This is a genomic window from Streptomyces sp. NPDC059003 (assembly GCF_042740445.1).
In the GTDB taxonomy this organism is placed as follows: Bacteria; Actinomycetota; Actinomycetes; order Streptomycetales; family Streptomycetaceae; genus Streptomyces.
On sequence record NZ_JBHYJH010000219.1, the window covers coordinates 1,578 to 12,316 of the forward strand.

At 73.1% G+C, this 10,739-nt stretch carries 7 protein-coding genes and 1 pseudogene; 4 read left to right on the forward strand and 4 right to left on the reverse strand.

Going from position 1 to position 10,739, the window contains the following annotated elements; genetic code table 11:
* The first annotated feature begins 493 nt into the window (after positions 1-493).
* Complete coding sequence (locus ACFWZ5_RS40715; protein WP_384892247.1) at positions 494-1,600, forward strand: sensor histidine kinase; 1,107 nt, start codon at positions 494-496, stop codon at positions 1,598-1,600.
* 164 nt (positions 1,601-1,764) lie between these two features.
* Complete coding sequence (locus ACFWZ5_RS40720; RefSeq protein ID WP_384804775.1) at positions 1,765-2,415, forward strand: response regulator; 651 nt, start codon at positions 1,765-1,767, stop codon at positions 2,413-2,415.
* 94 nt (positions 2,416-2,509) lie between these two features.
* Here ACFWZ5_RS40720 and ACFWZ5_RS40725 read toward each other — a convergent pair whose 3' ends face one another.
* Complete coding sequence (locus ACFWZ5_RS40725) at positions 2,510-4,768, reverse strand: MMPL family transporter (RefSeq protein ID WP_384804773.1); 2,259 nt, start codon at positions 4,766-4,768, stop codon at positions 2,510-2,512.
* An 807-nt stretch (positions 4,769-5,575) separates the two neighbouring features.
* Between ACFWZ5_RS40725 and ACFWZ5_RS40730 the strand changes: the two are divergent.
* Positions 5,576-5,923, forward strand: a pseudogene (locus ACFWZ5_RS40730) (hypothetical protein); the annotation flags it as partial.
* A 570-nt stretch (positions 5,924-6,493) separates the two neighbouring features.
* Here ACFWZ5_RS40730 and ACFWZ5_RS40735 read toward each other — a convergent pair.
* From ACFWZ5_RS40735 to argJ, 3 genes are read right to left on the reverse strand one after another with little or no spacing between them, the layout of a single operon-like run.
* Positions 6,494-7,762, reverse strand: coding sequence for an acetylornithine transaminase (locus ACFWZ5_RS40735; RefSeq protein WP_384804771.1), 1,269 nt, complete (start codon positions 7,760-7,762; stop codon positions 6,494-6,496).
* Entirely contained in the window at positions 7,759-8,670 is a 912-nt protein-coding gene (argB, locus tag ACFWZ5_RS40740; RefSeq protein ID WP_384804769.1) for an acetylglutamate kinase, read from the reverse strand. Before argB ends, ACFWZ5_RS40735 begins: the two co-directional genes overlap by 4 nt.
* A complete protein-coding gene (gene argJ, locus ACFWZ5_RS40745) occupies positions 8,667-9,818 on the reverse strand; it encodes a bifunctional glutamate N-acetyltransferase/amino-acid acetyltransferase ArgJ (protein WP_384892250.1) in 1,152 nt (383 codons plus the stop codon). The genes argB and argJ overlap by 4 nt, the downstream gene beginning before the upstream one ends.
* A 651-nt stretch (positions 9,819-10,469) precedes the next feature.
* Between argJ and ACFWZ5_RS40750 the strand changes: the two genes are divergently transcribed.
* On the forward strand, positions 10,470-10,694 hold the full coding sequence (locus ACFWZ5_RS40750) for an MbtH family protein (RefSeq protein WP_384796347.1): 225 nt from the start codon (positions 10,470-10,472) through the stop codon (positions 10,692-10,694).
* The last annotated feature ends 45 nt before the right edge of the window (positions 10,695-10,739 follow it).

The following is a 10,739-nucleotide window of genomic DNA, read 5'->3' on the forward strand; positions in this document are numbered from 1 at the left end:
GAGCGGGTGGACCGGGCGGAGCGGGTGGACCGGGCGGAGCGGGTGGACCGGGCGGAGCGGGTGGACCGGGCGGGCTGGGCGGACCGGGTGGAGCGGGCAGTCCGAACAGCCGGGGCTGCCGGGGCTGCCCGGACTAGACGGGCAGGACCGGCGGGACCCGCGGGACAGGCAGAGCAGGTGGGCCGGGCGGAGCGGGTGGACCGGGCGGGCTGGGCGGACCGGGCGGAGCGGGCGGAGCGGGCGGGCCGGGCGGAGCGGGCGGAGCGGGCAGTCCGGACACCCGGGGCTGCCCGGACTAGACGGGCAGGACCGGCGGGACCCGCGGGACGGGCAGAGCAGGTGGGCCGAGCGGGCCGGGCGGAGCGGGTGGACCGGGCGGAGCGGGCGTGGCGGGCAGTCCGGACAGCCGGGGCTGCCCGGACTGGACGGGCAGGACGGGCAGGACCGGCGGGACCGGCGGGACCGGCGGAGCAGGTGGGCCTGGTGGGCCGACGTGCTGCTCGTCCTGGTGGTGACCGCGCAGGCCGTGCAGGAGGCCGCGCTGTCCGCAGGCCGGGGTTACGTCACCGTTCCCGTGGCGGCGGCCGCGTGCGCCGGGCTCGCCCTGGCGTTCCGGCGCCGGTGGCCGCTCGCGGTGGCGGGCGTGACGGTGCTCGTCGCCGGATTCTGGGGGCCGGTGTCGCCGCTGCTCGTGGCGCTGTTCCAGCTGTCCGCGCGGGGCCGCACCGGGCTCGCCGTCGCGGGCGCGGGCGTCGCCCTCGCGGTCAACGCGTGGGCGCGCCCCGCCGTCGACCTGTGGGCGCTGCGCTCGTACGGGCCGCTGTCCCTGCTGGCCCTCGCGGTGGCCCTCGGCCTGTGGGCGGGCAGCCGCAGACGGCTCGTCGACGCGCTCGCGGCGAGGGTCGAGTCGCTGCGCGTGGAGCGGGAGTTGGGCGAGCGCGCGGCCCGCCTCTCGGAGCGGTCGGCGATCGCCGCCGAGATGCACGACGTGCTCGCCCACCGCCTGAGCCTGATCGCCCTGCACACCGGCGTCCTCGCCACCCGCAAGGACGCGCTGCCCGAGCCCGTCGGCGAACGCCTCACCCTGCTGCGTACCGCAGCGACGGACGCGCTCGCCGACCTGCGGGACGTCCTGGGCGCCCTGCGCGACCCGGAGTCGGAGGGGTCGCTCGGCGCGGACGCCCCCGCGCCCGTCCTCCGGGATGTCACCGAACTCGTCGAGCAGGCCCGCGCCGCCGGGCAGCAGGTCGACGCGGAGATCCTGGGCGACCAGACCCGTGCGCCCGCCGCCCACCGTCTCGCCGTCTTCCGCGTGGTCCAGGAGGCGCTGGCCAACGCCCGTAAGCACGCCCCCGACGCGGCGGTCCGCGTCCGCGTCGACCACGGCCCTCCGGCGACGCTCGTCGAGGTCGTCAACGGCCCCGGCGCACGACCCGCCGACGCGGTCCCCTCCGGGTTCGGCCTGGTCGGTCTCGCCGAGCGCGTCACGGCGCTCGGCGGCGAACTGCACGCGGGCCCCGGCGGCGCCGGCGCCTGGCGCCTGGCCGCCCGCATCCCGCACCCCGTCTCCACCCCCGACCAGAACGCCACCCCCACGTGACCCGCACCCGGCCCGTCGACGACGCCCCGGCCCGCCTCACCCCTCGCGTGACCCGCGCGCCGATCGCCAACGACACCCCGGCCCCCTCAGTCGTACCGACCTCCCGTCCCCTCCCCCTCCCCCGGCCCCCGGCCCCCGGCCCCCGAACAGAACGGCACCCCCACGTGATCCGCGCTCTGATCGTCGACGACGACGCCCTCGTCCGCCTCGGTCTCACCGATCTCCTCGACGGCGACCCGGGCATCGAGGTCGTCGCCCAGGCCGCCGACGGGCTCCAGGCCGTCGAGCAGGCCACCGCCCACCGGATCGACGTCGCGCTCGTCGACGTCCGCATGCCCCGCATGGACGGCATCACCGCCACCGCACGGCTGCGCGCCCTGCCCGCGCCGCCCCGTGTCATCACCCTGACGACCTTCGACCTCGACGAGTACGTCTACAACTCCCTCGCGGCCGGCGCCGACGGCTTCCTGCTCAAGGACACGGAGCCCACCGAGATCCTGCGCGCCGTGCACCTCGTCGCGGCGGGCTCGGCGATGCTGCACCCGAGCGCCGCCCGCCGCCTCATCGACCGCTACCACCGCACCGCGCGCCCCGAGGCCACGGCGGCCCGCGCACGCGTGGACCGGCTCACTCCGCGCGAGCGCGAGGTGCTCGCGCTGCTCGCCGAGGGCGACACGAACGCGGGCGTCGCGGAGCGCCTCGGCATGCGCGAAAGCACCGTCAAGGCGCATGTGAGCCGCGTCCTGACGGTGCTTCAGGTCAGCAACCGGGTGCAGGCCGCGCTGCTCGCGCGCGACGCGGGCCTGACGGGGTGACGTACGCGAGAACGAGCGATCCCGCCCGGTCGCGCGGACCGGACGGGATCGGGGCGACGGCCCTGTTCCGAGGGCGCGTCGGGGGCCGGGGGCGTCAGCCCCGGTACTGCGGCTCCGGCTGACGGGGCTGCGGCGGCACCGGCTGCTGCGCGGCCAGGCGCCGGGACAGCTTCTCGCCCTCGACGTCCATGTTCGGGAGCAGCCGGTCGAGCCACCTGGGCAGCCACCACGCCGACTTGCCGAGCAGGGCGAACAGCGCGGGCACGATCGTCATGCGGACGACGAAGGCGTCGAAGAGGACGGCGACGGCGAGCCCGAAGCCGATCATCGCCACCAGGTCGTTGTCCTCCATGATGAAGCCGGAGAAGACGCTGATCATGATGACCGCGGCCGCCGCGACCACGCGCCCGCCGAACCGGAAGCCGGTCACGACCGCCTCGCGCGGGACGACACCGTGGACGTACGCCTCGCGCATCCGCGTCACCAGGAACACCTCGTAGTCCATCGCGAGGCCGAAGACCACACCGATCATGAAGACCGGCATCGTGCTCATGATCGGCCCCGGCTGGTCGACGCCGAAGACGTCGGCGAGGTGGCCCTCCTGGAAGACGGCCACGACCGCGCCGAGGGCCGCCGCCACCGACAGGAGGAAGCCGAGGGCCGCCTTCAGCGGGACGAGGATCGAGCGGAACACCAGCATCAGGAGCAGGAAGGCGAGGCCGACGACCGTGGCCAGGTACGGCAGGAGCGCGTCGTCGAGGGTCTTCGAGAAGTCGATGAACATGGCCGTCTGGCCGGTGAGCAGGATCTCGGGGCCGTGGTCGGCCTTGATGTCCTTCGCCATGCCCCGCAGGGACTTGACGAGGTCCTTGGTCCGGTCCTCGGCCGGGCCCGTCTCGGGCACGACGTTCACGATGGCGGTGTCGCCCGCCTTGTTGGGCGCGGCGGGGCCGACGGAGGCGACGCCCGGCTCCTTGGCCATGCGGTCGCGGATGCCCTCGACCTTGGTCTTGACGTCCGGCGCCTCGATGGTGACCATCAGCGGGCCGTTGAAGCCCGCGCCGAAGGACGCCGACATCATGTCGTAGGCCTTGCGCTGGGTGGTGTCGGGCGCCATGGTGCCCTCGCTCGGCAGGCCGAGCTTCATGCCGGCGGCGGGCACGGCGACCGCGCCGAGTCCCACGACCGCGATGAGCAGCACGGCGACCGGGTGGCGCAGGATGAACTGCGCCCAGCGCGCGCCGAGGTTGGGCCGCTGCTGCTGCGCGGCCCGCTTGTCCGCCTGGCGCTGCTGGCGCTCCGAGAGCGGCTTGCCCTTGTACCGCGCGCGGTCCTTGCGGGCGAGCACCTTGACGGGCGCGAAGCCGAGGAGCGCGGGCACCAGCGTGATGGCGATGAGGACGGCGACCGCGACGGTGCCCGCGGCGGCCATGCCCATCTTGGTGAGCATCGGGATGTTGACGACGGCGAGGCCGACGAGGGCGATGATCACGGTGAGTCCCGCGAAGACGACGGCCGTGCCCGCGGTGCCGACGGCCCGCCCCGCGGCCTCGGTGCGCTCGCGGCCCTCGGCGATCTCGGAGCGGTAGCGCGAGACGATGAACAGGGCGTAGTCGATGCCGACCGCGAGGCCGATCATCATGGCGAGCGTCGTGGTCGTGGCGGACAGGCCGAGCGTGGAGCCGAGCGCGGTGATGCCGGAGATGCCGACGCCGACGCCGACGAGCGCGGTGAGCAGCGGCATGCCCGCGGCGATCATCGACCCGAAGGTGAGGATGAGGACGATCGCGGAGACGACGATGCCGATCGCCTCGGACGAGCCGTTCATGGCCTGCTCGATCTTGACGGCGTCACCGCCGGCCTCGGCCTTGAGGCCGCTCTTGCGGGCGTTCTCCAGCGTCTTGTCGAGGGCGTCGTGCCCCTTGTCGCTCACCTTGGTCGCGACGACCTTGTAGGTGGCGGACAGATAGACGGTGGACTTGTCCTTGCTGACCGCCGCGCCACCTGCGGCGTACGGGTCACCGACGCCGGCGACCTGCGGCGCCTTGCGCAGCTCGGCGACGACCTTGCCGACCTTGGCCTTCTCGGCCGCGTCGGTGATCTTCGTGCCCTCGGGGGCGCGCAGCACGACACGGGCCGTGGCGCCGTCGGCGCGCGCGTCGGGGAACTTGTTCTCGAGCAGGTCGTACGCCTTCTGCGACTCCGTGCCCGGCATCGAGAAGGTGTCGGCGGGGGGTGCGGGCGCGGTCGAGGCCGCGACGCCCGCGCCGGCGAAGATCAGCACCCACAGCAGTGCCATCAAGCCGCGTCGCCGGAAGGCGAAACGGCCCAGTTTGTAGAGGATGGTAGCCACAGCGAAGGGACTCCCGTCGGGATAGTCAGGGGGAGGGGGACAGAGCGGAAACCGCGCCTGCGGGTTTCCGGTGCGCGTCCTCGCGGGCCCTGGGGGTCGGGCCGCGGAGGGCGGCATGCGGCAGACAGGGGGCAGCACGGCTGAGCCGTCCCGGCCGGGCCGTTGTCAGGGGTGGGCGGCGGCCGGTTGCTGTGGGTCATGCCTGTTCTTCAGGTCCTGCGGGTACGGCGGGTACGGCGGGTACGGCGATGCATACGTGGCCCGTCCGACGGGACGGTGTACCGCCCGGAGTCGGCGTGAAGGCCACAGCGCTACGATGGCACCACAGTGGCGCCATTGCAAGCTGGGCATGGCACACATGCTGCCGATCCGTCGCCACCCCGCCCCTTCATCGCCGACCCCGCCTGGGCTGTTTGCCCCCTCTTGACACTGCCGCGCCGGGCGCGACCGAATCGACACAGCGCCACCCATGGCGCCGGAACCGCGCCCCTCGCACTCCCCCGAAACCCGGCTTCACTAGCCCTTCACCCCGCCCGCCCACACCGTCCACCGCCACCCCGACGCGCGTTGCATTCGCTGATCCTGGCGCGATATCCAGCCATCTCGCCGTATGACCCCGCAACGCACACGAGGACACGTGTTCGCATGGGCGAACCCGTGCGAGAGGACGCCAGACCCAGCAATGACGTGCTCGCGACGAGAGCGCGCGCAGGGCATACGCAGGCCCGGACGGCACAGATTCGGCCAGCCGTCGGGGCGGAACAATGCGGCACTTGCTTGGCGCCACCTTTGTGCCATCATGGCGTCATGGACCTCACGCCGTACGTCGACGATTTCCGGCACGAGCTCGCTGTCGCCGCGGACGCGGGCGGGGAAGAAGCCCGGGCCCTGGCCCTGAGACTGGCCGCCCCGCTGGCATCGGCCGCCCGGCTCACGCTGCTCAACGCGCTGTCGGCCGCCATGGGCGAGGTCTCCCGCGAGCTGGCGCCGGGGTCGATCGTCGTCCAACTGCGGGGGCTCGACCCGGAGTTCGTGGTGACGCCACCGCCGTCTCCGGAGCCGGCCCCGAAGACGGCCCCGGAGGCAGTCATGGAAGCAGTCAGGGAAGCTGTCACGGAGGCGACCGCGCCGGCCCAGGAGCCGCAGGACGCGACGGCTCAGGAACCGCACCGGGACGCGGCAGCTGAGGAACCCCACCAGGACGCGGCGGCTGAGGAACCGCACTGGGCCGCGGCGGAGGACGCGAGCGCGCCGTGCCCGGAGCAGACTCCGCTCGCGCTCCTGAGCGCCGCGCTCACCGGGGGCTACATCCGGCTGCAGTTCGCCACCGAGAGCGGCTTCCGCTCGGCCACCGATCTGTTCATCGGCGCCACGCCCGACCCCGACGAGCTCGTACTGCACCTGCCGAGCGACGGCAGCGTCCCCGGCCTGCGCGCCGTCCTCGACGCCCTCGACGAGGCGTCGATCGAGGCCATCGCCCTCACGATGCACACCCCCGACCTCGACGACGTCTTCTGCTCCCTCACCGGCGACCCCGAGCCGGGTGCGGGCCTCCCCTCCGACGGCCCCGCCGAGGGCGACGCCGGATGAGCCACGGGCCGCGCGCCCGGGGCACCGCCACCGGGCGCCCCGCCCCGCACAACCGGAAGGCCGTCCACCCATAGGTGGACGGCCCGGTCGTTCAAGGCGCGGTACGGATCACCCCGTACGCGCGCGCGGCACGGATCAGACCGCACCCTCCTGCCGCGCCCGGTCGAGCACGCCGGGCAGCGCCCGCAGGAACGCCGTCACCTCGTCCTCGCCGACGATCAGCGGCGGGGCGAGCCGGATCGTGTCCGGCGCGACGGCGTTCACCAGCAGGCCCGCGTCCTGGGCGGCCTGCTGCACCTGCGGGGCGAGCGGCTCGGTCAGGACGATGCCGAGGAGCAGCCCCGCGCCGCGGACCCGGTCCACCAGCGGGTGGCCGATGCCCTCGATGCCCTGGCGCAGCGCCTCGCCCTGGCGCTTGACGTGGTCGAGCAGCCCGTCGCCGTGGATGGTGTCGAGCACCGCGAGCGCGGCGGCGCAGGAGACGGGGTTGCCGCCGAACGTGGTGCCGTGCGCGCCGGGCTTCAGCAGGTCGGCCGCGGGCCCGAAGGCGAACGTCGCGCCGATCGGCAGGCCGCCGCCGAGGCCCTTGGCGAGGGTGAGGACGTCCGGCTCGACGCCCTGCGCCTGGCACTCGAACCAGTGCCCCGTGCGGCCGATGCCGGTCTGCACCTCGTCGAGGACGAGCAGCGCTCCGGCGGCCCGGGTGATCTCGCGGGCGGCGGCCAGATAGCCGGGCGGGGGGACGACGACGCCGTTCTCGCCCTGGATCGGCTCGATGACCACGAGCGCGGTGTCGGTGTCGACGGCGGCGCGCAGCGCGTCGGTGTCCCCGAACGGCACGTGCGTGACGTCGCCGGGCAGCGGCTCGAACGCGGCGCGCTTGGACGGCTGGCCGGTCAGGGCCAGCGAGCCCATGGTGCGGCCGTGGAAGCCGCCCTCCGTCGCGACCATGCGGCGCCGCCCGGTCAGGCGGCCGATCTTGAAGGCCGCCTCGTTGGCCTCGGCTCCGGAGTTGGAGAAGAACACCCGCCCGGTGCGCCCGGTCAGGCGGAGCAGCCGCTCCGCAAGTCGCACCGGCGGCTCGGCGACGAACAGGTTCGACACATGGCCGAGCCGGCCGACCTGCTCGCTGACGGCGCGTACGACGGCGGGGTGCGCGGTGCCCAGGGAGTTGACGGCGATGCCGCCGAGGAAGTCCAGGTACTTCCTGCCGTCCGCGTCCCAGAACGCGGCGCCCTCGCCGCGCACCAACGGCACGCGCGGCGTGCCGTAGTTGTCCATCAGCGACGCCTGCCAGCGGCCGGTGAGCCCCGCGTTGCCACCCTCGTACGCGGTGTCGTACGCGGTGTCGTCGGCGCCCTGAGTGCCCCGTGCGCCCTGAGTGCCCTGAGTGCCCTCGCTCATCGCATCCCCTCTTCGATGTCCGGCATGACCAGCGTGCCGATCTCTTCTCGCGTGAACATCTCCAGGAGCACCGAGTGCTGCACCCGGCCGTCGATCACGCGGGCGCTGCCGACGCCGTTGCGCACGGCGTGCAGGCACCCGGCCATCTTCGGCACCATGCCGTCGGCCAGATCCGGAAGGATTGCTTCCAGTTCGCTGGCGCTGAGCCTGCTGATGACCTCGTCGCTGTGCGGCCAGTTCGCGTACAGGCCCTCGACGTCGGTGAGGAAGACCAGCGTGTGCGCGTTCAGGGCGGCGGCGACCGCGGCGGCCGCGGTGTCGGCGTTCACGTTGTAGATGTGGTGGTCGTCCACGCTGCGCGCCACCGGGGATATCACCGGAATGCGGCCGTCCGCGAGCAGGGCCTCCACGGCGCCGGGGTTCACCCCGACGATCTCGCCGACGCGGCCGATGTCGACCTTCTCGCCCGTGTCGTCCACCGGCCAGTGCTTGATGGCGGTCATGGTGTCCGCGTCCTCGCCGGTGAGGCCGACCGCGAGCGGGCCGTGCTGGTTGATCAGGCCCACCAGCTCGCGCTGCACCTGGCCCGCGAGCACCATCCGGACGACGTCGACGGCCTCCGGGGTGGTGACCCTCAGGCCCGCCTTGAACTCGCTCTCGATGCCGTGCAGCTGCAGGGCCTTGCTGATCTGCGGGCCGCCGCCGTGGACGACGACGGGCTTCAGGCCGGCGTGCCGCAGGAAGACGACGTCGTGCGCGAAGGCCGCCTTGAGCTCGTCGTCGATCATGGCGTTGCCGCCGAACTTGATGACGCAGATCATGCCCTGATGGCGGTTCAGCCAGGGGAGCGCGTCCATCACGGACTGCGCCTTGACCAGTGCGGGGTGCTCGTGGGTCGCGATCCTCATGACGAGTACGCGCTGTTCTCGTGGACGTACTCGGACGTCAGGTCGTTGGCCCACAGCGTGGCGGACTCGCTGCCCGCCGCCAGGTCCGCGGTGATGACGACCTCTCGCCCCCGCATGTCGACCGACGTGCGGTCCGCGCCGATGGAGCCGTCCTTGCAGACCCAGACGCCGTTGATGGCGACGTTCAGACGGTCGGGCTCGAAGGCCGCGGAGGTGGTGCCGATCGCGGAGAGCACCCGGCCCCAGTTGGGGTCCTCGCCGTGGATGGCGCACTTCAGGAGGTTGTTGCGGGCGATGGAGCGCCCGGCCTCCACGGCGTCGTCCTCGGTGACGGCGTTGATGACGTCGATGCGGATGTCCTTCGACGCACCCTCCGCGTCGCCGATCAGCTGGCGCGCGAGGTCCTCGCACACGGTGCGCACGGCGTCGGCGAACGGCCCGAACTCCGGGACCGTGCCGGACGCGCCGGAGGCGAGAAGGAGCACGGTGTCGTTGGTGGACATGCAGCCGTCGGAGTCGACCCGGTCGAAGGTCACACGGGTCGCCGCGCGCAGCGCCTTGTCCAGGGTCTTGCTGTCCAGGTCGGCGTCGGTGGTGAGGACCACGAGCATGGTGGCGAGGCCCGGGGCGAGCATGCCCGCGCCCTTGGCCATGCCGCCGACGGTCCAGCCGTCGCCCTCGACGACCGCCGTCTTGTGCACGCTGTCCGTCGTCTTGATGGCGACGGCGGCCTGCTCGCCGCCGTCCGCCGACAGGGCCGCGGCGGCCGCGTCGACGCCCGGCAGGAGCTTGTCCATCGGCAGGCGTACGCCGATGAGCCCGGTGGAGGCCACCGCGACCTCTCCCGCGCGCTGGCCGAGGGTCGCGGCCACCTTCTCCGCCGTGGCCCGCGTGTCCTGGAAGCCCGCGGTGCCCGTGCAGGCGTTGGCGCCACCGGAGTTGAGGACGACGGCGCTCACCGAGCCGCTCCGGATGACCTGCTCGCTCCACACCACGGGAGCGGCCTTCACGCGGTTCGCGGTGAAGACGCCCGCCGCCGCACGGCGCGGGCCGTTATTCACGACCAGGGCCAGATCCGGATTTCCGTTGCTTTTGATTCCGGCCGCGACGCCCGCGGCCGTAAAACCTTGTGCTGCCGTGACGCTCATGGCGCTGCTACTCCTAGAGTGGAAGTTCCCCGGTTGCCCGGGAAGGCCGAGGGGGACCACCGGCAATGGCATGGTCCGAGCTGCCCCATTCCCCGCTGCCCCATTCCTCGATTCTGGCGGCAGGGCACCGGAAATCGACAACTCCCCGCCGATCCCTGCGCATTGACCGCACGCGTCGCCGGCTTTCCGGCTCACCGACGCGTCAGCGGCATCCGGGAGCGGGAGGGCGAAATGCCCCGTGCGACCGGCGGACCGCCGGACGTGACCGCCCGACAACCCGCAACAAACTACAGGTAATCCCGGGCTTCCCGCACCGGCGCTGTCCTGTCCACAGGACATGCGCGCGCCATGACCGCGGTTCTGTCGCGAGTGGCCACGGCGACCTGGGCCGATTTCCACGGGATCCTGTTCCCGTACTCGCGTCCCGGTTCCCGTACGCACTGCCCGGTTCCCGTACTCGCTTCCCGTACTCGCTTCCCGTCACCCGCGCGGATTTCACGGCGGGGCAATATGAACCACTGCCGCCGCCGGGCCAATTCCCCGGACCTCCCCGCAGGCCTGGACGCAGGGGCCCGCGCGAACGACAATGGCGAGGCCGACGCTCTGCCCGCGGGCGGCGACGGACAACAGACCTTTGGAAATGGAGTGCCCATGAGCAGCAACCCGTTCGACGACGCGGATGGCCGTTTCTACGTCCTGGTGAACGACGAGGAGCAGCACTCCCTGTGGCCGTCGTTCTCCGAGGTCCCGGCCGGCTGGAGGGTCGCGTTCGGCGAGGCGAGCCGTCAGGAGTGCCTGGACTACGTGGAGCAGAACTGGACCGACCTGCGGCCCAAGAGCCTGCGTGACGCGATGGCGGCCGACAGCGCCGCGTGAGCCCCACAGCGGGTCACTGACCACGGAAGGCGGGCCCCGGAGCAC